Origin of the sequence: Rhodanobacter sp. A1T4, assembly GCF_014207185.1 — a bacterium.
GTDB lineage: Bacteria > Pseudomonadota > Gammaproteobacteria > Xanthomonadales > Rhodanobacteraceae > Rhodanobacter.
Map to the genome: position 1 here is coordinate 223,360 of NZ_JACHCP010000009.1, position 24,318 is coordinate 247,677.

Genomic DNA, 24,318 nt, shown 5'->3' on the forward strand with positions numbered 1-24,318 from the left:
GACCTGGCTAGGACGGCCTGGGCGGCTATAGGGTGTGCTTTCAGCGGCGGCTGAGCTGGATGTCGCCACTGACCTTATCGACACGGGCGCGAATCGGAAACGTGCTTTGCAGCGCGCGAACCAGCGATGCGGTTTGCCCAATGCGGAAGTCACCGCTGATGGGCAGATTCTCCAGCGATGGGTCGGTGATGACCAGATGGCCTGGACCATGGCTGTTGACCTGGGCAACCGCTTCGCCAAGCGGCGTCTCGCGGAACACCAGCTTCCCCTGCGTCCAGCCGATGGCGACCTCGGGGGCAATACGACGCTGGTGCCAGACGCCGCTGCCAGCGACGAGCCGATCGCCATGCGTAAGGGTGGCCGACTGATCTTGCCGCGTCACCTGCACGATGCCTTCCACCACAGTGATGTCGGTTTGCGAACCGGCGAGGTTAACGTCGAAGCGCGTGCCGATATCCTGAATAATGTTGCCTGCGGCATGGACGATGAAGGGCCGTTGCGGCTCATGGGCTACCTCGAAGACGGCCTCACCTTTGGTCAGTTGCACGGTGCGAGCATGCTGGCCGATGGTCACATCAAGCATGGTGTCCACATTCAAGGTAACGCTGGAACCATCCAGCAAAGCGACCTGACGGATTTCCCCATGCGCCGTCGCGTAGTGACGGGTAACAGCGGTATCTGGCGGGTTGCGCAGCACGCGGTAACCGACCAGAGCTGCGACGAGGAACAAGCATGCCGCGATGGCACTGCCCCATGCGAGTCTTCCCCATGCGCATCTCGGGTTGAACCGTGTGCCACCACGTGGAGCAGCAACAGCCTCGCGCCGCCACGTTGCAATTTCCTGATCGTCGGCCAGAGAGGACAGCCCGACCCATAATCTGCTGGTCTCGGCATACGCCGCGGCATGCGCGGGATCTGCAGCCTGCCATGCGTCAAATTCCTGGCGATCCGTCATGGAACAGTTCTGCGCGCGAAGCCGTACAAACCAGCGCTCAGCCTGGTCGAAAATCGACTCGATGTCTTCGATGTCTTCTTCGCGTTGCATGACTACTTGAACGTTCTTCCGCGATTTTCCCCTAGTGCGCAACGACATACAGCCAGCGCGTGGGCAATATGATTCTCGACTGTCCGCTCGGAAATGCTGAGTTGTCGAGCAATCTCACGATAGCTCAAATTCTCGAACCGATGCAGCAGGAAAACCTGGCGACAACGCGATGGCAAGCGACGAATCGCTTCCTTGATGCATGCCAGATTCTGCTGATCGGAGAGAATGCGGTCAGGCTGCGGCTCGGACGACGCCATCTGCGCATCGTCTATGCTGCAATGGCGATCCAGCTGCTTCGTGCGCGTCTGGCGACAATGGTCGGCCACGACACTGGCAGCGACCCGGAAAAACAACGCGCGCACCTCGCCGGCGTCGCTGCGCTGGCGATAGCGCAACATGCGCAGAAGCGTTTCCTGGACCGCATCGTCGGCCACATTCCGGTCGTGCAACTGTCGTCGCATGTAGCGACGCAGACCAGGCTCCAACTCTCGAAGCAGCCCGGCAAAGCATTCCTCGTCAGCCCCACACGCCTGGTCGGAAGCAACAGCTTCGGGTCGGTATCGGATACGGGTGGAGCCGATAAGCATGGACGCTCGCATGAGGATCGCGGATTGGCTGGGACGATCCCGCATGACGGCAGCCACTCGTGAAACATGGTCGCCTGACAAGCCCCAACCGATCATCCTTAATCTAATTAATGCCCGATTCTGTCGTCGAGTACATCTGCACCGCACCAAAGCGCGCCGGAAATCTGAACGTGCGCACGCGGAAGCCGCCGGGTCGTATCCGACCATGCCGGCCAGACTGACAACGGGGCCCCGTTGCCGGATGGCCTCTTCGTGGTCGGTCGCAACGATGCGGACTCGGCATCGATGCAAGCCACACGCGAACTCAGGCAAGCAACGCCATCGAAGCCAGTCGGTCCAGTTCTTCCTCGACAAACCCCGCCTCGATCCGCGCTGGCCGATTGAACGGGCCGCGAAGGCTCACGCCCATGTACTCGTGCAGCAATTCGAAGAAGGTATCGACCGGATCGAGTCCGTCGCGTTCGCAACAGTGGCGATACCAACGGGTGCCTGCGGCGACGTGGGCCACTTCTTCGCGCAGGATCACTTCGAGTATCGCCACTGTGCGCGTATCACCAAGATGGCGCAGCCGTTCGATCATACCGGGCGTGACATCCAGCCCGCGCGCTTCCAACACGCGCGGCACCAGCGCCATGCGAGCGGTGTCGTGATCGGCGGTTTTCTCGGCCATTGCCCACAGGCCATCGTGTGCATCGAAATCACCGTAGACGTGACCCATCTCGGTGAGGCGAGCAGAGAGCATGGCGAAGTGCCGCGCCTCGTCGTTCGCGCAGCTGGCCCAGTCACGGTAGTACTCGTCAGGCTTGCCGCGAAAGCGGTAGACCGCATCCCATGCCAGATTGATGGCGTTGAATTCGATATGCGCCACGGCATGCACCAGCGCCGCACGCCCCTCGGTGCTGCCGAGTCCACGTTGCGGCACCTGTCGTGCATTGACCAGCATCGGTTTAGCCGGGCGGCCGGGCGCACCGATGGGTTCCGGCGGCGGTGATGATGGCTCGGCGTGCAGCTCACCTGCCAGAAGCGACTCCCAGGTTTCACGCGTCAGCCGGAGCTTTTCGGCCGGATCGGACGCATCGAGGCAACGCTTGGCGGCGGCATGAAGATCGGTCATGGAGTTTCGCTAGCAGTCGCCTCATTCCTCCCCCTAAGAGGAAGCAGAATCAGGCGATGCGGCGAGCAGCCTTGGCGTCGTCCGAGCGCAGCATCTGAATCTGCTCCAGATAGCGATCGTCCAAACCGGTGACGTATTCGCCGGAGAAACAGGAGGTATCGAAGTGCTGGAGTTCTTCGTTGCCGTCCTGCACCGCCCAGATCAGATCCTCGAGACTCTGGTAGATCAGCCAGTCAGCACCGAGCGTCGCCTCCACTTCTTTCTCGGTACGGCCAGCAGCGACCAACTCGGAGACGGATGGCATGTCGATGCCATACACGTTGGGATAGCGCACCGGCGGCGCGGCCGAGGCGAAGTAGACGTTCTTGGCACCGGCGTCGCGGGCCATCTGGATGATCTGTTTGGAGGTAGTGCCGCGCACGATCGAGTCGTCGACCAGCAGCACGTTCTTCTTGCGGAACTCCAGATCGATCGCGTTGAGCTTGCGGCGCACCGATTTCACCCGCTCACCCTGCCCCGGCATGATGAAGGTGCGGCCGATGTAGCGGTTCTTGACGAAGCCCTCGCGGAACGGCACGCCCAATGCGCCAGCCAGTGCGCTGGCGGCAGTACGCGCGGTATCGGGGATCGGGATCACCGCGTCGATGCCATGATCGGGCCGCTCGCGCATGATCTTTTCGGCCAGCTTCTCGCCCATGCGCAGCCGCGCCTTGTAGACCGACACGTCTTCGATCATCGAATCGGGGCGGGCCAGATAGACGTACTCGAAAATGCACGGCGCGTGCACGGCACCTTCGGAGCAGCGGCGCGAATAAAGCTGACCAGCGTCGGTGATGATGATCGCCTCGCCCGGCAGGATGTCGCGAACGCGTTTGAAGCCCAGCACGTCGAACGCTACCGATTCGGAAGCCACCGCGTACTCGGTGCCTACCGCGGTCACACGCTCGCCCAGCACCAGCGGACGGATGCCGTGCGGGTCACGAAACGCCACCAGTCCGTAGCCCAGTACCAGCGCCACGCAGGCATAACCGCCGCTGGCGCGCGCGTGCACGCCGGCAACCGCCTTGAAGATGTGATCCGGCGTCAACTGCATCCGGTCCTGGATCTGCAGTTCGTGCGCCAGCACGTTCAGCAGCACTTCGGAATCCGAGTCGGTGTTGATGTGCCGGCGATCGTCTTCGAACATTTCGCGGCGTAGCGATTCGGTGTTGACCAGATTGCCGTTGTGCACGAAAGCAATGCCGTACGGTGAGTTGACGTAGAACGGCTGCGCCTCGGCCGAACCTTCGGAGCCGGCGGTCGGATAACGACAGTGGCCGATACCGATGCGGCCCCGCAGCTCGCTCATCGATGCCTGGCCGAACACATCGCGTACCAGCCCGTTGCCCTTGTGCAATCGCAAACGCGCGCCGTCCACGGTGGCGATGCCCGCCGCATCCTGACCGCGATGCTGCAGCACGGTCAGCCCGTCATACAGGGCCGACGCGACTTCGGTGGTACCGACAATACCGATGATTCCGCACATGGTCGTAGCCTGCTTCAGTTATTCGTAGAGGGTGTGGCCACGCTCGTCGCGGGGGCCGGTAACGCTGTGCGTGATGCCGCAGGTGCAAACGGCGAGCCGAACATGGGGACGTGCGGCAGTGTAGACAAGTTGGGCATATGGTTAAGCATGTCCGACGGATGGATCTTCTCGAGCAGGGCCTCTGGATGAACCTGATTGCGCAGGTTGGCCGGTATGCTTGTTGGAACCTCCTGCCCCAGCCAGGACGCCAGGCCCTGAAACTGCGGTGCCAGCGTCGATTCACGCCACCACGATTCCTTCGTGAAACCGGTAAGACCGACCAGAAACACCAACACCGCCACGATCAGCACACCGCGCACAAAGCCGAATACCGTGCCAAACATGCGGTCGACGCCCGACAAGCCGCTGCTCCAGATCAACCGCCTGATCGTGAAACGTATGACCGCTCCCAGTATCAGCACCAGAACAAAGCAGATGCCGTAACTGACGAAAGTTCGCAACGGCACCGACGTAATCGCATGCGCCAGCTGCGCGGATACAATCGGGCCGAACGCCCACGTCGCCCAGAACGCAACCACCCAGATCACCAACGACAGCACTTCGGCAACCAATCCACGGAACAGACCGATCAGAACCGATAGGGCCAGTACGCCAAGAATGATGCAGTCAGTCCAGTTCATCCGTTCACCCGCGCTGCTGACGCATTATTTGAATAGCACGACCTGACCGACACCGTGACACGTGCAGTTGTGACACACGTAATCAGGGCACCGGAACGATATTGCCGGCAACACCCAGCTTGGCCTTGATCTGATCGCGAATACGCTCCGCATCGGCACGTTGCGTCTGCGGACCGGCGCGGACGCGCCAGAGCTGCTTGCCGCCAGCCTGCACCGAATCCACGAAACCGTCGAAGCCGGCACCGCGCAATTTATCGCGCAACGCATTGGCATCACCTTGATTGCTCATCGCCGCCAGCTGCACGGCAAAACCGCCGGCCCTGGATTTGGTCGCCGCAGGAGTAGCTGCCGTAGCGGGAGCTGCAGACACCAGCGTCGAAGCACTCTCTTCACTAGCGTCCTGCTGCAGCCGCGCGGGCACACCGGGAATCGACTGGGTGATCTTCAGCCGCGCCGCTTCGGCGGCGGTGCGCGTTTCGAAGGGCCCAGCGACCACAACCGTACGCGGCTGACCGCCCTGGGTAATGGGATGGCTACTCACCGGATAACCCAGCGCCTGCACGTGTCGCTGCAAACTGGCAGCACCCGCTGCACTGGCATACGCACTGAGGTTGACCTTGTAGCTGCCGTGACCGCTTGCCGGCGCAGCATCGATCGCCGGCATCACTGCGGATGCCTTTGGCGTTCTCTGTGCGGCGCTGATCGCGGCAGATGGCTTTGCTGCCGGAACCTTGTTCTGCATCGGGATGACCGGTTCGGCCGAGGTCGCACCCGAACCGGTGGTAACCGTCGTCACTGCAGGCTTTTTGCCCGCTTGCGGATCGGTTTCCACATCACGCGGACGGTTCGAACCGATATCGACCGTGGCCAGCTGGCCACTCGTTCCCGGCATCACCATCGCGGCATTCGGCTGTGCTGAAGACGCCGCACCGACGGCAGCATCCGGATTCAGGCTCATCGTCTTGGTTTGCAGATCGCGATCGGGTGCTGGCGGGATCGCCAGACTCACGGTCTGGTCACCGCCTGGTGCCGGTGGCTTGCTCGAAAAAAACATCGGCACAAACAGAACCAGCAGTGCTAGCAGGACGGCGGCACCCAGCAGGCGTGTTTTCAAGACTTGGCTCCAAAGCGGCAAACGCGGTACGTAACGCGGTGATTATACCTGCCTGCGTCCCCCACCACGCTCAATCCGGTAACGCCGGTTTATTCGCCGCTTCAGCGATGACAGTGCTGGCCACAAAAAACGAGCCAAACGCGAGGATACGCTCGCCCGAATGAGCGGCAGCGCAGGCGGCAGCCAATGCGGTTGCCACGTCGGTATGCACATCGAACGACGCCTGCGGCAAGGTTTTACCGAGTCGTTCCGCCAGCCAAGCCGCCGTGAGGCCGCGCGGCGTGTCGCGATCCAGCCCAGCCAGATGCCAATGATCGATACGCGAACCGAGCGCGGCCATGACGCCGGCCACATCTTTGTCGCTTAGCGCACCATACACGGCATACACGCGGCTGCCGGGTTGCGCATCCAGCCATTCGGCCAGCGCACGGGCCGCCTGCGGGTTGTGGCCTACGTCCACGATCACTGCCGGATCGCCACCGAGCGACTGCAGCCGGGCGGGCACGCGAACGGATCGCAGACCAAGGCTCGCCGCAGCGAACAAATCTTTTGGCGTTATCGATGCATCATCGGCAAACAACGCGTGCAGCGCAGCGATAGCGGTCGCCGCATTTGCATACTGCACTGGCGCTGCCAGCGCAGGATCAGGCAACGCCATCGCCAAACCGTCGCGATGCTGCCAGCGCCAGCCGGGGCCTAGACGCTCCACGGTGAAATCGATTCCCGCGCGCCTTATTTCGGCGCCACTGGCGATCAATGCATCAAGCAATCCGACAGGTGGATCCAGTTCTCCAACGATGACCGGTCGCCCCGCCCGCGCGATACCTGCTTTCTCGCGACCGATGCTGTCGCGATCCGATCCCAGCCAGTCCATATGGTCGAGATCCACCGTCGTCACGACGGATACGTCGGCATCAATGATGTTCACTGCATCCAGCCGACCGCCCAATCCCACTTCAAGAATGGCCACATCCAGATCGGCGCGGGCAAACAGATCCAGCGCGGCCAGTGTGCCGAATTCGAAGTAGGTCAACCGGATCTCTTCGTGCGTTCCAGCACCGTTCGGTCCCGCACCACGTGCGGCCTCGATGCGCTCGAAGGATGCAACCAGCGATGCATCATCGGCATTGACGCCGTTGATCCGCACGCGCTCGTTGTACTCGGTCAGATGCGGCGACGTGAAACTACCGACGTGCAACCCAGCCGCCGTCAGCATCGCTTCCAGCAGCGCCACGGTGGAACCCTTGCCGTTGGTGCCGCCAACCGTGATCACCCTACGCGCGGTTGCTGGCGCCCCCATCCTCTCCCACACCGCTCGCACACGATCGAGCCCTAGCTCGATGCTGCGCACGTTGACTTGTTCCTGGTAAGACAACCATTCGGCGAGAGTGCGGGTCATGCAAAGACTTCGTGCGGGAGTATTCGACGGCGTTCGCGCTGCAACAGCGCATCGCTGATGGACGAATACGAAGTTTAAGGCATTCGCTCAACCAAGCGACTGCATTCCGGCCTTTGACAGCACGATATCAATGCGCCGATGCACTAACCCGAAACCCCCACATATCGCCAGCCAGTGGTCTGCACCAGGATGCTGGCCAGAGCACGCGCCTTATTCGCCACGCTCAACCAAACAGATGGATACCGCTGTAGTGCAAGGCCATGTACATGCCAAACGCGGTCCAGAACACTTTCTTCAGCGCCTTCCCGGCAAGAAATGCAATCAGCAGGCCAAACATCAGCGGCATGTATTTTTCCAATTTGCTGATGGTGTCGATGACGCGGCTGTCATTCATGTGGCCGTTATTGAATACGTTCATGTGTGTCCTCCTGCAACTCGTCCAGATGAGGGCGATGCCTTTTATAGATGACTGGAAAGGTCAGCAACTTGCACCTGGCACTTTAGGCCAGGATCAGGCCAGCATGAGCAGACTGGCATGGCACAGAGCAAAGGTGACTGACGCCGTAGCGAGCACCGCAAATACGATGGCCATGGCTTGATGGAAGATCGAGTAAGCGACGAAAGTTTTCATGGCAGTTCTCCGACACCACCGCGGTGCGTGGAGAGATAATCCATCGACTGCCTCAGTCAAAGCAGAGGCAGCCGTCAATCATCGTCAGTGACAATCGTCACCACGTCGTACACCCCGGCGACACGTGGAGTCGTGCAGCATGGCTGTTCTCCTGCAATACCGAGCTAACGCTATTGCAGCGTTGATATGCCACTTCGTTCGTTGCCCAGCGAGTCCAAGATTCGTGCTTTCCGAACAGGCATGAAACTCAGCCTGCTCCCGATATCCGCTTGGCTGGTGCAAACGACTGATCGCGCCAATTGGCCGTCTGAAAAAGCTACGGCCGCCGATCGGCGGCCGTAGCTTTTTCATGATCCGATAATCAGCGGATTCAGAAGCGATATTCAATCGAACTGGAAAACGCTGCCACGTTGACCTTGCTACGAAAGCCGCCGTCGTGACCGTATTGCAGGTGATAGTTGTCGTAGTTCACGCCTATGCTTACATTCTTGGTCAGGTCATAACCCACGCCCACGCCACCGTACCAACCATTGTTCCAGCTCTTGTGGGTAGCCAAAGTATTACCGCTGTCATACCCAAGGTCATCGAGACTGCGATGCGAGCGCAGATAACCAGCATGGCCTGTAAAGAACCAGTTCTGGCCGAAGTTGTATTTGCCGCTGATGCCGAGGGTGGCCGCGCGCGCATTGACCGAAGTCTTGTAACGAAACCCGCCCGACGAGTTGACGTCTCTGCGTCGACCGAGATAGGCGTAGCCGATTTCCGGCCCGAAAATGCCATTCCAGCGCCAGCCGAAGCGCAGGTTCTGGAATACGCTGTCGGCATGCTTGGCATCGGCGCGATATTGGCTCTGACCGAAGCTTCCAGCCACATAGAAGTTGTCCAGTGGATTGCTATCCGCAGCGCAAACTGCATGGCTCAGCAAGGAAGATGCAACCACCGCAGCCAATGCGGCAGAAAGAACGAACTTGTTCATGAAACCCCTTTTATTTTGTAGTAGATCCAGATCAGAAAAATTCACTGCTAACCGTATGGTCTACGCAGTGCCATGCTCATGCTCAGGTTGTCTTGCGGCGAACTTTCATGGCACGTCTGCAGTGTACGTGCAGCGCTAGATTACGCAGGCAATACTACTCACCAGACTAACTCAATCTGCACGACAGCCATCAAAGCCGCCGAGAATTAAGCTTTCACGCCAGCGCATCCTCAGCCGCCACAAACCCTCCGGTCTGTCGTTTCCATAATCGCGCGTATAGACCTTGATGCGCGATGAGTTCGGCATGCGTGCCGGTTTCGACGATATGGCCTTTGTCCAGCACCACCAGGCGGTCCATCCGCGCGATGGTGGAAAGTCGGTGCGCAATCGCGATCACCGTCTTGCCGCGCATCAGAATATCGAGACTGTCCTGGATTGCTGCTTCGGCTTCGGAATCGAGCGCCGAAGTGGCTTCATCGAGCACCAGGATCGGCGCGTCCTTCAGCAACACCCGGGCAATGGCGATGCGCTGGCGTTGGCCACCGCTGAGCTTGACGCCACGCTCGCCGACCAGAGCGTCATACCCAAAACGACCCTCGCCATCGACCAGCTGCGGAATGAATTCGTCGGCGCGCGCCTTGCGCACGGCGTCGAGAATTTGCGCTTCACTGGCATCCGGACGTCCATACAGCAGGTTGTCGCGAATCGAGCGATGCAATAACGAAGTGTCCTGTGTCACCACGCCAATCTGCGAGCGCAGACTCTCCTGCGTGACCTTTGCGATGTCCTGGCCATCGATCAGGATACGTCCATCCTCCAGGTCATAAAGCCGCAACAGCACATTGACCAAAGTGGATTTGCCGGCACCGGAAGGCCCGACCACACCGATCTTTTCGCCCGCACGCACAGCCAGATTGAGACCTGCGATCACACCGCCCTGCTTGCCGTAATGAAAATGAATGTCATCGAAGTGCACATCGCCGCGCGTCACTGTCAGCGGCTTCGCATCCTCACGATCCTGTACCGCACGCGGCTGGGCGATGGTGGTGATGCCGTCCTGCACCGTACCCACATTTTCAAAAACACCGTTGACCACCCACATGATCCAGCCGGACATGTTGTTGATGCGGATCACCAAGCCGGTGGATAGCGCAATCGCGCCCACGCTGACCTTGCCCTGGCTCCACAGCCAGATCGCCAACGCCGACGTGCCGACAATCAGGAACCCGTTGAGTATGGTGATGCTGGCATCCATCCCCGTGGTGAGGCGGGTCATGCGGCGCAGTTTGCTGGTTTGCTCGCCCATCGCGTCGGCGACATAGGCTTCCTCTCGCCGTGTATGCGCGAACAGTTTCAGCGTAAGCACATTGCTGTAACCATCAACAATGCGTCCCATCAGTTTTGAACGGGCCTCGGACGCATGCCATGAACGCTGCTTGATGCGCGGAATGAAATATCCCATCAATCCGACATAAAAGATCACCCACACCACCAACGGTACGGCCAACCACGCATCCGCCTTGGCGAACAGCACGATCGCGCTACCGGTATAAATGGTGACGTACCACAGCGCATCGACAATCTGCACCGCCGACTCACGCAAGCTCGCGCCGGTCTGCATGATGCGATTGGCGATACGTCCGGCGTAATCGTTCTGGAAAAAACCCAGGCTCTGGCGGATCACATAGCGATGGTTCTGCCAGCGAATGCGGTTGGTCAGGCTGGGTACGATCGCCTGGTTCACCAGCAGGTCATGCAAGCCAGCGAGCACCGGCCGCGCAATCAGCGCAACCAGACCCATACCGATCAACTCGCGCCCGTGCAGGTGGAAAAAATCCGGCCCCGGCATACCCTTGGTTAAATCGACAATGCTGCCGATGAAACCGAACAGCGACACCTCGACGATCGCCACGCCGAAACCCACCACGATTGCCGCCAGGAACACTGGCCATACCTGACGCAGATAAAATGCGTAGAAACGCCACACCGCCTGCGGCGGCATGCCGTCGGACGGTTCCTTGAACGCGTCGATGAGAGATTCGAACCAGCGGAAAATCATGAGCGCTCCAGAGCTGCAGGCCGTCATTGTGCTTGAAGCACCTCACTGCAGTCGCGATGACATGGGGTCGCGCACCTTCGAATTCACGGTGCGAACCGGCATTTAGCGAAGACAAATCGAGGCCGCCAGCGCCCTATACAACTTTCACAGACCCAATCCCGGCAGACGCCTGCAAGGCTGATAACGCCTTACCTCAGACCCAGATCCAGGCTTTGCTGCCCCGACCGGTCGCGGCGTGACGCGAGTCTGTCCGCGAGTCGGGTGGGCTCGGGCAACTTGTAGCGCGTGCAGCAGGCGAGTACGAGATCTGGCGCACTGACGTGGCTCACGCGATGCCCGGGCGAAACAATCAGCGGCTTGATGTGGTCCTTGCTGCGCAAGACCGTGCCGATCATCCTGCCGCGGTGGATCAGATCAGTGCGGTCGCCGCGGCATTGACCAAGCTCGCCATGGCTACCGACCAGGATCGATTTCGCCACCCCGATCGTCGGCAGACCGGTAATTACCCCAAGGTGCGCAGCGATGCCGAGTCCACGCGGATGCGCTACGCCCTGCCCATCGACGAAAATTAGATCGGGCTGCTGCGGCAGTTCGGCCAATGCCTGCAGCACCGCCGGCAACTCGCGGAACGACAGCAGCCCGGGCATATATGGCATCCGCGTAGGCAATCTCGCAACGACTTCGGCTATCGGCCGCAAAGTCCCTGCATCGATCAACACCGCTGCCGCGCGGGTGATCGCACCGCCCGCCTCGAAGCCCACATCGACGCCGGCCAGCAGGCGTAGCGGCGGGAATTCATCGTCCAGTCGCACCCGAAGCGCGAGTTCAGTCTGCAGTGCGCGAGCGCGAGTGACGTCACCATCCCACGCCAAGGCGTCCCCCATATCGAGGTCTAGCCAGCTGTCTATGCTTCGGCCATTCATGCCGTTAGCGTGGATTACGCTATCTGAACACTGCGTCAAAGCTGACGTGGCCCAACAGTCATTTCGGTTGACCGACTGCAACAAGGACCGGATCATCGGGAAATGCCTAACTTGCTTCGTTATTTATTCGTCCTTCTGCTGACCTTTTCCGGCGGCATCGCACTTGCACAGGACGCGCCAGCTGCAGCCAGCAGCTCGGCCATCGCCAAGCCTGCGTTGACGCCAGTGCAGACACTGACCCAGCTGCGCGCGCAACTGGACGACATCAAGAGTTCGGTGGACACCAAGAAGCCGGACGTCCCGTTGAACGATCTGCGCACCAGTGCACTGGCCGTGCAGCAGCAGGCCGAACAACTCGCCACCAGCCTGTCACCGCAATCGACCAGCCTGCAGACCCGGCTCGATGTGCTTGGCCCAGCACCGGTCAAAGGTGCACCGCCCGAATCGTCGGAACTCAGCACGCAGCGCCGGCAGCTGACAAAAACGAAAACTGATTTGGACGGCCAGATCAAGCAGGCCAATTCGCTCGGCACGGAAGCGGCGCAGTTGGCGGTGCACGTTTCGGAACTGCGCCGCGACCAGTTTCAGGCCTCGTTGGCCTCACGAACCGCAACGCCGTTCAGCCGCGCATTCTGGGTCGATCCAGCGCAGGCATTTCCCGACGATCTCACCCGCGAACAGCACTTGAACAGTTCGGTGGCCGACGCTGTATCGACAGCGTGGCAGCCGCCAAATCGTATATCGCTCATCCTGTGCCTGATCGTTGCCGTGCTCCTGCTGACGGTCGGTCGATGGCTGATTGAGCGCGCACTGGTGCAGGTAACCACCAATCGCATGCCGGCCGGCCATCTACGCCGCAGCGCACTGGCCGTCACGATCACACTCGCCTATACCCTAACGGTCGGCTTGTCGGCCCACTTCGTCTATCTGGCGTTGAACTGGAACGACATCCTCAGCGAAGACCTGGACGGCCTGGCACAAAGACTGGTGCGATTGGTGACCTTTGCGGCGTTCATGACCGGACTGGGTCGCGCCATGCTGTCGATCAAACGCCCGTCATGGCGACTTCCAGCGTTATCCGACGATGCCGCACAGCGGCTGCGCATGTTCCCGTGGCTGTTGGGCGGCGCGGCATTTCTGCTGGGCCTGCTGGAAAGCATCAACGACGCGATCGGCATCAGCTTGTCGGCTTCGGTTGCGACTCGCGGTTTTATCTCGGTGCTGATCGGCGTGCTGGTAGCCGATGCCTTGATCCGCCTGGGCAAATCCCGGCGCGCCATGCTGGCGGCGGGCGAGGAGCCGGGCCAGCGACCGATCTGGGTCGGTCTGGTGGTTGCCGCCGCGTTCATCTCCGTTGGCATCACCCTGCTCGGCGTCGCATCGGGCTATATCGCGTTCGCCTTCTTCATCGCGCGACAGATGCTGTGGGTCGGCGTGATCCTCACCGCGCTGTATCTGATGATGCATCTGGTCGACGATATCTTCGATACCGTCTTTGCGCCGAAGGGCCGCACCGGCAAGCGGATGCAGAACAGTTTTGGCCTGCCGGCCAGCGCGCTGGAACAGGTGGGGACTGTGCTGTCCGGCGTGACCCGCGCGATCCTGCTGATCATGGCGATAGCGTTTGTATTGGCGCCATTTGGTGCTGGACCCGAGGAACTGGCTGGACGTATCGGTACGCTGCTGTCGGGTGGCTCGCTGGGTTCGCTGAAGATCGTACCCAGCAATATCCTTGGTGCCTTGCTGGTATTCGGCATCGGCCTGGTCGTGCTTCGGGTAATCAAGCGTTGGCTAAGCGAGCAACTGCTACCGAAGACTTCATTCGATCTGGGCATGCAGAACTCGGTGCTGACTTTGCTGGGCTATGTTGGCGGCGTATTCGTGTTCGTGCTCGCACTGCTCGAGTTGAACGTCAACCTGACCAGCATCACCTGGATGGCCAGCGCGCTGTCTGTCGGTATCGGTTTCGGTCTGCAGGCGATCGTGCAGAATTTTATTTCCGGTCTGATCCTGCTGGCCGAGCGGCCAGTGAAGGTCGGCGACTGGGTCAGCATCGGCGGTGTCGAGGGTGATATCCGCCGCATCAACGTGCGCGCTACCGAAATCCAGATGGGCGACCGCTCGACCATGATCGTGCCAAACTCCCAGTTCATCACCCAGAACGTGCGCAACGTGACCCTGGCCAACGCGCAGGGACGTGTGCACATCACCCTGCCGATGCCACTGGATACCGATGCCAGCAAGGCGCGCGAAATCATTCTGGAGGTGCTTAACGCACATCCATCAACACTTGCCACGCCAGCGCCGGTCGTACGACTGGACAACCTCGACGCCGGCACCATGACGTTCGACTGCACCGCCTACGTCAACAGCCCGCGCGACGTCAGCGCTGTGAAAAGCGATCTGCTGTTCGAAACGCTGGACCGCCTGCGCGACGCGAAGCTGCCGATGACCAGCCCGCAAAGCATGATCGTGCACACCTTGCCCGCCCCACTGGTGAACGACGACAACCGCGACGACAAGGATTGACCGGCGACTGCTGAATCACCTCACCCCCAGCCAAGTCAGGGCTGGACTGATCGCCATCAGTCGGGAACCTGCCGATGGAACTCAACAAAGCCAGCCAGCCGCACCGCTGACGGTTTGATCGATGCGCAAGCTCGCACGCATTCGGTCGCTGCTGGTCGATTGAATGGGCGAAGTGAACATATCGCCTGCGAAAATCCACAAGACGCTGTACTTAATGTCGCGCTAGCCTGATCTTCAGATTCCAGCCAAGGAGTTTTTGCGATGTTCACGTCCAGACCGAACGGCAGCACCATCATCCCCGGCATGCGTTACCGCGATGCGCACGCCGCAATCGATTTTCTGTGTACGGCATTCGGCTTCACCAGGCATGCTGTTTATGAAAACGAGCGAGGCGGTGTGGAACACGCACAGCTGACCTACGGCAACGGCATGATCATGCTCGGCGAAGTGCGCGACGACGAATTCGGCAAACGCATTGCTCAACCCAGTGACATCGGCGGCAGAGAAACGCAATGCGCATGCGTCACCGTCATCAATTGCAAGTCTCACTATCAGCAGGCACTGGCGGCCGGCGCCACGATCGTCGATGACTATGCCGAAAAGGACTACGGCGGTGCCGGCTACAGTTGCCGCGATCCGGAAGGTCACCTGTGGTATTTCGGCAGCTACGATCCGTGGCATGCGTCGTGAAGCAGAACAACGGGCCGGCATGAGCCGGCCCGTTGTAAGTACCTAGCCGTCAAAACCGCGGATTACGAGCACTTCTCGTCTTTGGCCGCGTGATAACCCGCCGCCTGCGCGTCCGACGCGCTCATGTACTTGCCCTGCTTGGTGGTGCCATACCACTTGCTGCCCTGGCAGTGATACGCCTTGCTCTTGCTACCAGTATTGACCCAGACCTGGCCCGGACCACCGCCCGCGGCGGCGGTAGCAGCAGGTGCCGACGCACCCTTCTTCGAGGTTGCTGCCGCCGCAGCTGGGGTGACGGCGGCGGCTGGTGCCGCTGCTGCTGCGGGGGCTGCGGCCGGGGCCGCTGCTGCAGCTGCAGCTGGTGTGCCGGCTGCGGCATACCACTCCTTCACGCCCTTGTGCCCCTTGCAAGCACCCTTCTTGCTGGCCTGACTGGAATAGCTGCCGTCCTTGCACTGGCCGGTCGAACCGGCCGGTGCAGCGGACTGCTGCGCGTGAACCGCGGAACCGATAAACAGACAGAAAATGGCTGCCGCGATCAAGCCTGCTTTCGTCGAACGTGCTGCGATCAAACCTGATGATTTCATCTCGAATACTCCAACGTGCGTTGACGTAACCCCTTGGAATCGCCGCTTCATATGCGAAACGGCGCCCACCTTATTGGCCACACGCCGGACGCTCTGCGCATACGCTGAAGCGACGGATTGCGGCGGCCTCCCCAAGCACCGGGACTGCAGTGCCTGCTGCGCGACTATGCCGCAAATCCGTGACGATAAACATGACGATAAAACCGCATTCGTCGGCTGCGTTTATCTGGCAGACGGTCGCAGCACCTTATTCGGAATGCTGTGCCAAGCTGCTGACCGGCGCGACGATCTGCGCTTGTGCCGGCGGCCTCATCGTCGAATCCGGTCGCGCGACGGCATACATTTCCCAACTGATCTGCTTGAGCAAGGCGCGCGGATCATCGCCCTGGGTATACAGATCAGCGTGCGTCTTGCCCGCCAGATAGCGAAAATCGGATCTCGCGTGCAGGTTATCCAGCACTGCCTGCAGCTTGTGCACCGCACCATCCAAGTAATAGGTATCGGCAGTACCGACCATCACGTGAATCTTTCCATCCAGATCGGGCTTCAGCAGCGGCCAGTCGACCTGAAGGCGATGCGCAATGTCGTAATGCGCCCGCCAGTACGCCACCACCGCCGGATCAACTGCACCGGTATCGCGATCGAACAGCAGCGCCGGTCGTCCATCTTCTTTGCGCGGTGAAAACACCCATTCATACGACGACATCTGGCCGCCGTACAAACCGAGCACGCGTTCAAGTTTGGCTGAATCCTCAAACGTGCCCTGGACCTTCCCGTTCAATCGCTCCAGCGGCCACGGCTTACCGTCGGGCCGGTGATAGACGTTGGCATTTGGCGTATAGAGATTGATGCCGGAAAAATCGTGAAAATCGACCGGATCGGGTGACGTCGACCACGTACCACCAAACATCTTCGGATAGGTGATCTGCAGCCACAGCGTCGCCCAGCCACCCGACGAATGGCCGGTGAGAAAACGACCGGAAGCGCGCGCATCCATTCGATAGTGCGACTCCAACTGCGGAATCAGTTCCTCAGTCAGCGCCTTGCCCCAGGGGCCGTTATTGACCGAGTCGGCAAACTCCTGCGTACCGGTAGGGCCGGACTCGTCCAGAAACACCCAGATCATCGGCGGCATCTCACCCTTCATCATCGCCAGATGCACGCCCACCACGGTATTGATCAGGCGTTCGTCGTTGCCGCCATAGCCGTGGGTGTAATACACCGTAGGGAACCGCGTACTGCCGCTGGTTTCGTATCCTGGCGGAGTCAATACCCAGCCACGTATATGGATCGGCCTGCCCCAGAAAACGGAGAGCATCGGGCTGACCATGTCGATCGGCCTGGTATGTGCGCGCGCGTCCGGCGCTGCGGCCTGCAGATCTGGCGTCGAGGTCAGCTGCCACGGATAGGGCTCGGACTGTACGCGTACCAATCGCAGGGTTGAAGGCGTAATCGCCGGCAAGTGCACGCTGATTACCGGGCTGACCAGATCGCCGGCGCTTCGTCCGCTGTAGTTGTAGTTGTGATCCAGATCGAGCACCGCCTGCAGCAGGTAGTCGCCCGGCGGCAGCGCCGAAAAATTCATCGGAAAAGCCTGGCTATCCGTATCGATCGTCACGCTACCCTTCGGCACCAGCCGACTCACCTCGCGCGAGGCAACTGCCGTGCGCATCGGATAAAGCGGATCGGCGTCCACGCTCTCGACCTTGCCACCCTTGGCCGCCTTGCGCGCAGTCGTCGCTGCGGTAGCGAATAGCAGCAACCGTCCCGAAACGGGCTTGGTCGCCGCGCCATCCAGCTCTATCTTGAAGATCGGCGGCGTGCGCGCGGCATGCCAGCGCAGTGCCAGTACGGAAGCGAGGCCGGCCAGCACCAGTACCAGCGACAGTATCAAAGTAATCCGTACCGACTTGCGCATGCCAGCTGCTTTCCAATCCCTATATCCAGATCAACTCAACGCCGCATGGCCCTGCTTGGGATACGCGAACGGCCAATCTAGCCGAGATCGAGTCATCGTAGCGTCAGTTACCTCGTCACCTGTAAGTTATGCGGGGTCGATCTGCTAATGGCTCGACGATACCGCGCTGAGCCATCCATCGCCGGTCCTGTTTATTGCACCGGCTGCAGTGGCGCCTTCAGCGCCGAATCCGGCCGCGCCGCCACGTACATCTGCCAGCTGATCTGCTTGAGCAGGCCCTGGCGATCCTTAGCCTTGCACGTACAGATCGAAATGCGCGCGGTTTGGCAAAAAAGTGAAGCTCGATTTCGCATATAGTTGGCTGATCGCTTTTAACCGGTGGAGATGCCGTGCCTGAGCGGCGGCATCCCCATCCGTCGCCGGCCCAGGCATCTACGCCTTCGTCATTCTGACGTGGGCGGGATCACGCGGCGAAAACAGTTTCCCCCGCGTGCTCGCATCCGCACGGATAGTCTCAGCCGCGCTCCAAATTACCTCCCCTGATTTGAAAAGTGACGGCACATTCTTCATAAGACACACCGCACGCCCGGTGGAAGGCTTTGGCACAATCTTGCCAACTGTAGTATCTGGACAGTTCGTCACCCAACTCCCCCGCATCCTTGAAACGAATGGGAAGGTCTGTGGCCAGTTCCTTGATCGCCTTGGCCCATGCCGCGGGACGACCATCGAAGGCTGTCGTCGGCACCAAGCGAGGCTCAAGGAAATCGTCCGGTTCCGACGCCGAGACGCGCTTGTAGAAATCATGCACCACGCACTTCTCCAAGCACTCAGCCTGCGTCCTTGCCAAGCGCGCCAGGAACATTCCCGCGCCGCTGATCTCATTCACCAGCACGGGCACACCGGCACTCAATGCCTCCATCGGTACCAGCCCGAAATGCTCGATATACGATGGCATAAGCACGCCGTAGGACGCGCGCACTTCGTCCATGATGGTTGTTGTCGATGGGCCAACCAGCACTGTTACCTTGCCGGCATGACTACCCACGTTGACTATTTCGTCCGCGAATTTCTGCGCGGCTTGGTAATCGACCGTTCGCACTTCCGTACTAGGGTGTATCGGTCCACCAGGGTAAAAATTTCTATCCGCCCAGTAACGGACATGCAGTTCAAGCGGCGGGCAGTCCCCATCGTCGCGAAGTATCTGCGCGGCGAGCAGAATATCCTCGAGTCCCTTGATCGGCGCAGTGGCCCGACCATTGAAAAGCAACCTTATCGGTCCCCTGGGTTCTCTGAAACGCACCCTCTCCGTGGCCTCGACGCCGCCGATACATTCGTGGATGCGCACCTTGGCGCCATTTAGCAGCTTCAGCGCACCTGCGCGCAACAACGGCCCCACCGGCACGACCAGGTCGGCCCTTTTCATCCACTCGGCCTCCAGCGCGATCTTTCGCTCAGCCGATTCCGTGTCGATCGCCTCGCCATAGGCGTCGTAACCGGTCAGAACCGTACCTTCCACGGGATAGGAATGCAGAAAGTAGCTGGTCTTGGCATCGTGGAAATACCTGTTCTTGAGCAGGATCGCGGCGGCTCCGGAGAATCGCGAATGGCCGATGATGATTTCGGGATGCCATGGCGCACCCGAACCCAAGACCTTTGCTTGCACATCGTTCCTGGCAAGGTAATCCGGATCGTTGATTCGCTCGTACAACTCCTCGCGTTCCTTGTCGATCCCACCCGGGTTTTGCATCAGGATCGGCTCGTCATTGATGTACAGAATCGTCGCGCGGCCATGATCCTCGGCAGTGGGATTGATGGGCGCACGCCCTGAAGGAACCCTTACGTCGAGAGTGAGTAGCTTGACGCTATGCCCGTTAGCAACGAGAGCTTTGGTGAATTCCTGGTTGAAGACGGCGAGACCACCGCCGAAGCTCCTGCCGCTATACGGTAGAACGATGAGGATATTGCTCATGAGGATCTCCTTGGGTAATGGCGTTATCAGTTGACGACCGGCATCGACGCGTCCGGAAACGCGTCCGGAGGTGTCCGAAGGCGTTGTGCCCAAAGCCGTCACCCGCACAGTGAGGTTGCTCGGGCTTCGCGTCCGTCGGGAAAAAACTGATTTCGCGAGGATCTGATGCTGAATCGCATAAGCGTGCGGAGGCGGCGATCCATGGACGTCCGCAGCAGGCGAGACAGGTCAACCGTCAGATTCGGGCCTGAATGCGTTCGACTATCAGGGTTTTCCAAGCCTAGCCGATGGTCTCGGCATGGATATCCAGGCGGCCTACGCCAATGATGTTTTGAGGCGTGAGTTGAGCGAGTTCCGTCAGGCCATAGCGGCCACCTCCGAAACGGTTATCGACGATCGTTGCTCGCAGCGTTTGTCGTGAACGGGGTATCAATCACCCTGATGCTTGACTGGCGTGCATCATCGGTGCGAAGCGAGCCTGACGCAGGCGTAAAGCACGGCATGTGCAAAGCAGGTTGCCCAAAGGGATGTCCAACCCTAGCCGACCATGCATGCACTTTCGGCGCGAGAGTACAGATTGCCATGCGCCGCATGCTTTCGCCGTCATCCCAAAGGCCTCGCGGGCGAACGTTTCCGTACGCGGGAGGTTACTCAGCCTCAGCCTTCCGGATGGGCGTGAGACGCAGATCCTGAAAATCAAAGCTGAAATCGGTCAGCGGCGAGATCGGCTCCATCCGCGCTTCACGAATATGGCCGTCCATATCGAGACTGAAGCTGATGAATGCATCGGCGTTCAACGTGCGATCGTCCCAACGCACAGTGAAGGCATCGTGCTGCCACGGCGACAAGGTGCCGATCAACTGAGCGGTCTTGCTGAAGCGCAGGCGCAGCTTGCCACCCTCGCTGCTGATGACAACATCGCCGTACCACGGATCGCGATAGGTTCCCGCGTAGTTCGCCAGCGGCAGTGACGGCTTTCTGTTCTTGTCTCGCGCCTTCTCATGCGTGGCGAAGCTGTCGTCGGCTTTCGATTCCGCCTTCTTCACGGCCTTGTCGTAAACCGCGACCCAGTCGGTCTTCTGCGATGGATTGAGGTAAGCATCGAGTACGCGATAGGTCACCGCATTGAACGCCGCGCCAGACTCCTGGTTGGTCAGCACCACCACGCCCAGGTGCAGCTCTGGCACCAGCGTGATACGCGAAACCATGCCGGGCCAGCCGCCGGTATGCCAGACCAGCCGCTGGTTGCGGTAGTCGGACAGGAACCAGCTTTCGCCGTAGCCGAAAAAATGCGGTGTCAGTGGTGCCAGTTCCGGAATCGGTGGCTTGATGATGGTAATCGGCGTCAGCATCGACCACATCTGTTCCTGGCTATCCTCGGAGAACAGCCGCGCCGGCTTGCCGTCCTTTCCCGGACCCGGCAGCGCGCCGCCGGCCAGCTGCACGTTCATCCACTTGGCCAGATCGTGCACACTGGCGTAAATGCCGCCCGCGCCCGGATCGTTGAGCCAGGCCATCGGCGGAACCGGCTCCAGATTCTTGAAGTTGGCTTTGGCATGGCCGGTAGCCACATCCATGCCCGGCTTCAGATAGGTTTTGTCGATCAACGACTCGTCCATGCCGACCGGCTGGAATAGATGCGTGCGCACATAGTCGGCATAGCTCTGGCCAGAGGCCTGCTCAATCACCAGAGTGGCGACGGCAAACAGAATATTGTCGTAGGCATAACCGCTGCGAAAACCGTTCTTGATCGGCACATCACGCAGATGCTCGACCACTTCCTTGGTGGTGTACGAGGTCGGCGGCCAGTACAGCAGATCGCCCGCACCGAGGCTCAAGCCACTGCGATGCGCCAACAGGTCGCGGATGCGCATTTCGTGCGTCACATAGGGATCGGACATGCGAAACCACGGCAGGTGATCGATCACCCGATCGTCCATCTTCAGCTTGCCCTGCTCAGCCAGCTGCTGCAGCGCAGCTGCAGTGAACGCCTTGGTATTGGACGCGATGGCAAACAGCGTCTTTGCGTCGACGGTTTCGGATTTGCCTATCTCGCGCAGGCCAAAGCCCTGCTCCATCACCACCTTGCCATCCTTGACGATCGCTACCGCAATACCCGGCACGTCGAAGGTCTTGCGCGCGCTGTCAACATAGGCGCCAAAGTCCTGCAGCTGAGACGGCAAGGTGCTGGGAGCCTTGTTTGCCGCATCTAGCGCAGGCACCGAAGTAGCTGGTGTCTGGGCGCTTGCCGCCGCGGCAAACACCATCAACGCACAAAGGCTGGCCATCCCGGGGAAAAAGGAATAGTGGAAAGAGCGGCGCTTGAGCATGTCGATTCCTGCGGGTCAGTCGATCAACTATCGCGGCAAATCGGGTGCGAAGCCAGCGCTGAAAGTCATGCACCACATCGAGCCCAAGGCACAGATCCACCGGAAGTCGCTGCCGGCTAACATGGCACCGCATTCCTTCGACGCCACCACCAATGCCACTCATGACTGATGATCTGTTTGCCAAACCGGCGCCCGCAGTAAACGCCGCCTCGATTCGCGTCGGCATCGGCGGCTGGACGTTCGCGCCATGGCGCAAGAATTTCTATCCTGGTGGGCTGGTGCAGCGGCGTGAGCTGGAATACGCCAGCCGCCAGCTTCGCGCCATCGAAATCAACGGTACGTTCTATCGAGCGCAAACGCCGGCTGTCTATGCCAAATGGGCAGCCGAGACTCCGGAAGACTTCGTGTTTTCACTGAAGGCACCGAAAAGCATCACCGAAGGTCGGCGATTAGCGGACTCAACCGCCGCTGCAAAACATTTCATCACCGGCGGCCTGGCCGAATTCGGCGCACGGCTTGGACCGATTCTTTGGCAGCTGCCACCTTCTCGAGTCTTCGATCAGGACGACCTGGCCGCCTTTCTCGATACGCTGCCGCGCGAGCTGGACGGCCGTCGGCTGCGCCATGTTCTGGAAGTGCGGCACGACAGCTTTCTCTGCGAACCCTATCTGAAACTGGCTCGCGCGCAAGGCATAGCGACCGTCTTCACCGATTCAACGAATTACCCATCGATGGCCGACGTCACCGGAGCATTCGTCTATGCCCGCCTGATGCGCAGCCAGTCGGATATCGACACGGGTTACCCCCCTACTGCCCTCGATGGTTGGGCCAGGCAAGCCAAAGTCTGGGCTAATGGCAGCGACCCAGCCGATCTGCCGCACATAGCTGCGCCAGCTCCGCAAGCAGAATCGCGCGATGTATTCGTGTTCTTCATCAGCAGTGCCAAGGAACGCAATCCGGCTGCCGCGATGGCGATGCAGGCCCGCGTTGACGCTGGCTGAGTTCACAGCAACACACGGTATCCACTCCATGCGTAGCTGATCGGACTAAGCTTCCTTCCATCCATCACGCCGACAAACTCCGATGCGCCAGTTCAAGCCACTGATCCTGCTCCTAGTGTTGGTCGCTGCTGCAGCCATCTGGTCGGGGCATGGTGCGAGTCCTAACGGTGCAGTCAGTTCCGCGGCAACAACCGGCAGCAACAACGCATCAACCTCACTGCCGACTTTCCTGCCGGCAGAGGCGCGCGCCACGCTGGACCGCATCGCCAGCGGTGGTCCCTTCACGCACCGACAGGACGGTGTGGTTTTCGGCAATTACGAGAACCTGCTGCCCTCACAGCCACGCGGCTACTACCACGAGTACACCGTCGAAACACCGGGCGCTGATACCCGTGGCGCACGACGCATCATCACTGGCGGTACGCCACCGGATATCTACTACTACACCGACGATCACTACCGCAGCTTCCGCGCGTTCAAGGTCAGCCGATGAACATTTATGGTCCGCGCCGTCCGCGCGACTTCGACCCCAACCTCACGCAGCCGACGCAAAGCGGCATTTATTTCGTGGGCAGCGATGACCTCGCCCGACTGGCCAAGACGGCCGCGCGCGACGAACTGCGCGTATGCCGCACCGATCTGTCCGGTTGCCGGGGCAAGGACGAGCTGCTGCGACGGCTGACTGAGTCGCTCGAACTGCCCGCCACGACTGGTGATAACTGGGATGCGCTGGCCGACTGCCTGCGTGATCTACGCTGGATGCCGGCCTGGGGTTATGTGTTGCTGTTCGATCACGCCGACGATTTGCGGCGTGCGGCGGAAGCTGACTTCAACATCCTGCTTGGTATTCTCGACGACGCCGCCACCTTTGCCAGTGACAACGATATGCCGTGGTTCGCGTTTCTCGCCCTGCCCGAAACAGCCACTGGCACCACAAGCTGACATTCCCCATTCATCCCACACCGGAAAACCATGCGAACCCAGGATTTCGAACTCGAAGGCGACTACGTCGAACTCAACATGCTGCTCAAGCTCACCGGCCTGTGCGACAGCGGCGGCGCGGGCAAGGCCATCGTGGCCAGCGGTGCCGTGCTGGTGGACGGCACGATGGAACTGCGCAAAACCTGCAAGATCCGCGCAGGTCAGGTCGTCACCATCGACGACATGGAAATCCACGTGCTGGCGGACGCCCGCTGAGGCATTGCTCCGCCAGACCTCATCAGCTCCCATCGCGAGCCATG

At 60.3% G+C, this 24,318-nt stretch carries 22 protein-coding genes; 7 read left to right on the forward strand and 15 right to left on the reverse strand.

Features of this window, described 5'->3' with window-relative positions:
* Positions 1–40: 40 nt before the first annotated feature.
* From HDE80_RS18265 to nfi, 11 genes are all read right to left on the reverse strand, one after another.
* Positions 41–1,045 (reverse strand): FecR domain-containing protein, encoded by a 1,005-nt coding sequence (locus HDE80_RS18265; protein WP_184673237.1) that lies wholly within the window; start codon positions 1,043–1,045, stop codon positions 41–43.
* A 2-nt stretch (positions 1,046–1,047) separates the two neighbouring features.
* The gene (locus tag HDE80_RS22395; protein ID WP_345776477.1) at positions 1,048–1,839 is read right to left on the reverse strand and encodes a sigma-70 family RNA polymerase sigma factor; all 792 of its coding nucleotides are present in this window, start codon (positions 1,837–1,839) and stop codon (positions 1,048–1,050) included.
* Positions 1,840–1,936: 97 nt separating this feature from the next.
* Entirely contained in the window at positions 1,937–2,746 is an 810-nt protein-coding gene (locus HDE80_RS18275; RefSeq protein ID WP_184673241.1) for a ferritin-like domain-containing protein, read from the reverse strand.
* 49 nt (positions 2,747–2,795) lie between these two features.
* Positions 2,796–4,271: an amidophosphoribosyltransferase gene (gene purF, locus HDE80_RS18280; protein ID WP_184673243.1), complete on the reverse strand. Its 1,476-nt coding sequence runs from the start codon at positions 4,269–4,271 to the stop codon at positions 2,796–2,798.
* A 14-nt stretch (positions 4,272–4,285) separates the two neighbouring features.
* A complete protein-coding gene (locus HDE80_RS18285) occupies positions 4,286–4,951 on the reverse strand; it encodes a CvpA family protein (protein WP_184673244.1) in 666 nt (221 codons plus the stop codon).
* 82 nt (positions 4,952–5,033) lie between these two features.
* The gene (locus HDE80_RS18290; protein WP_184673246.1) at positions 5,034–6,065 is read right to left on the reverse strand and encodes an SPOR domain-containing protein; all 1,032 of its coding nucleotides are present in this window, start codon (positions 6,063–6,065) and stop codon (positions 5,034–5,036) included.
* A 70-nt stretch (positions 6,066–6,135) separates the two neighbouring features.
* Positions 6,136–7,464 carry a bifunctional tetrahydrofolate synthase/dihydrofolate synthase gene (gene folC / locus HDE80_RS18295; protein WP_184673248.1) on the reverse strand — a complete coding sequence of 443 codons (1,329 nt, stop codon included), beginning with the start codon at positions 7,462–7,464 and terminating at the stop codon, positions 6,136–6,138.
* A 223-nt stretch (positions 7,465–7,687) separates the two neighbouring features.
* Positions 7,688–7,882: a hypothetical protein gene (locus HDE80_RS18300; RefSeq protein WP_184673320.1), complete on the reverse strand. Its 195-nt coding sequence runs from the start codon at positions 7,880–7,882 to the stop codon at positions 7,688–7,690.
* A 583-nt stretch (positions 7,883–8,465) separates the two neighbouring features.
* The gene (locus HDE80_RS18305) at positions 8,466–9,071 is read right to left on the reverse strand and encodes an outer membrane beta-barrel protein (protein WP_184673250.1); all 606 of its coding nucleotides are present in this window, start codon (positions 9,069–9,071) and stop codon (positions 8,466–8,468) included.
* Between the two features lie 214 nt (positions 9,072–9,285).
* Entirely contained in the window at positions 9,286–11,127 is a 1,842-nt protein-coding gene (locus tag HDE80_RS18310; RefSeq protein ID WP_184673312.1) for an ABC transporter ATP-binding protein, read from the reverse strand.
* 191 nt (positions 11,128–11,318) lie between these two features.
* The gene (gene nfi, locus HDE80_RS18315) at positions 11,319–12,053 is read right to left on the reverse strand and encodes a deoxyribonuclease V (RefSeq protein ID WP_255483932.1); all 735 of its coding nucleotides are present in this window, start codon (positions 12,051–12,053) and stop codon (positions 11,319–11,321) included.
* 102 nt (positions 12,054–12,155) lie between these two features.
* On the opposite strand from nfi, the gene HDE80_RS18320 reads away from it, so the two are divergent.
* Both HDE80_RS18320 and HDE80_RS18325 read left to right on the forward strand, forming a co-directional pair.
* Positions 12,156–14,582 (forward strand): DUF3772 domain-containing protein, encoded by a 2,427-nt coding sequence (locus HDE80_RS18320; RefSeq protein WP_184673252.1) that lies wholly within the window; start codon positions 12,156–12,158, stop codon positions 14,580–14,582.
* Between the two features lie 261 nt (positions 14,583–14,843).
* Positions 14,844–15,272: a VOC family protein gene (locus tag HDE80_RS18325; RefSeq protein ID WP_184673254.1), complete on the forward strand. Its 429-nt coding sequence runs from the start codon at positions 14,844–14,846 to the stop codon at positions 15,270–15,272.
* A gap of 62 nt (positions 15,273–15,334) precedes the next feature.
* Here HDE80_RS18325 and HDE80_RS18330 read toward each other — a convergent pair whose 3' ends face one another.
* From HDE80_RS18330 to HDE80_RS18345, 4 genes are all read right to left on the reverse strand, one after another.
* Positions 15,335–15,859: a DUF3761 domain-containing protein gene (locus tag HDE80_RS18330; protein WP_184673256.1), complete on the reverse strand. Its 525-nt coding sequence runs from the start codon at positions 15,857–15,859 to the stop codon at positions 15,335–15,337.
* Between the two features lie 247 nt (positions 15,860–16,106).
* Positions 16,107–17,777 carry an alpha/beta hydrolase-fold protein gene (locus tag HDE80_RS18335; protein WP_184673258.1) on the reverse strand — a complete coding sequence of 557 codons (1,671 nt, stop codon included), beginning with the start codon at positions 17,775–17,777 and terminating at the stop codon, positions 16,107–16,109.
* 514 nt (positions 17,778–18,291) lie between these two features.
* Positions 18,292–19,746, reverse strand: coding sequence for a glycosyltransferase (locus HDE80_RS18340; protein ID WP_184673260.1), 1,455 nt, complete (start codon positions 19,744–19,746; stop codon positions 18,292–18,294).
* 647 nt (positions 19,747–20,393) lie between these two features.
* Entirely contained in the window at positions 20,394–22,076 is a 1,683-nt protein-coding gene (locus HDE80_RS18345; RefSeq protein ID WP_255483933.1) for a serine hydrolase, read from the reverse strand.
* Between HDE80_RS18345 and HDE80_RS18350 the strand changes: the two genes are divergently transcribed.
* The 5 genes from HDE80_RS18350 (at position 22,075) to HDE80_RS18370 (ending at position 24,274) form a co-directional block, all read left to right on the forward strand.
* On the forward strand, positions 22,075–22,245 hold the full coding sequence (locus HDE80_RS18350; RefSeq protein WP_184673262.1) for a hypothetical protein: 171 nt from the start codon (positions 22,075–22,077) through the stop codon (positions 22,243–22,245). The genes HDE80_RS18345 and HDE80_RS18350 overlap by 2 nt on opposite strands.
* Positions 22,238–23,077: a DUF72 domain-containing protein gene (locus tag HDE80_RS18355; protein WP_184673264.1), complete on the forward strand. Its 840-nt coding sequence runs from the start codon at positions 22,238–22,240 to the stop codon at positions 23,075–23,077. The genes HDE80_RS18350 and HDE80_RS18355 overlap by 8 nt, the downstream gene beginning before the upstream one ends.
* Positions 23,078–23,159: 82 nt before the next feature.
* Positions 23,160–23,570 (forward strand): ribonuclease domain-containing protein, encoded by a 411-nt coding sequence (locus HDE80_RS18360; protein ID WP_184673266.1) that lies wholly within the window; start codon positions 23,160–23,162, stop codon positions 23,568–23,570.
* The gene (locus HDE80_RS18365) at positions 23,567–24,019 is read left to right on the forward strand and encodes a barstar family protein (protein WP_184673267.1); all 453 of its coding nucleotides are present in this window, start codon (positions 23,567–23,569) and stop codon (positions 24,017–24,019) included. The genes HDE80_RS18360 and HDE80_RS18365 overlap by 4 nt, the downstream gene beginning before the upstream one ends.
* 30 nt (positions 24,020–24,049) lie before the next feature.
* On the forward strand, positions 24,050–24,274 hold the full coding sequence (locus HDE80_RS18370; RefSeq protein WP_184673268.1) for an RNA-binding S4 domain-containing protein: 225 nt from the start codon (positions 24,050–24,052) through the stop codon (positions 24,272–24,274).
* Positions 24,275–24,318: the final 44 nt, after the last annotated feature.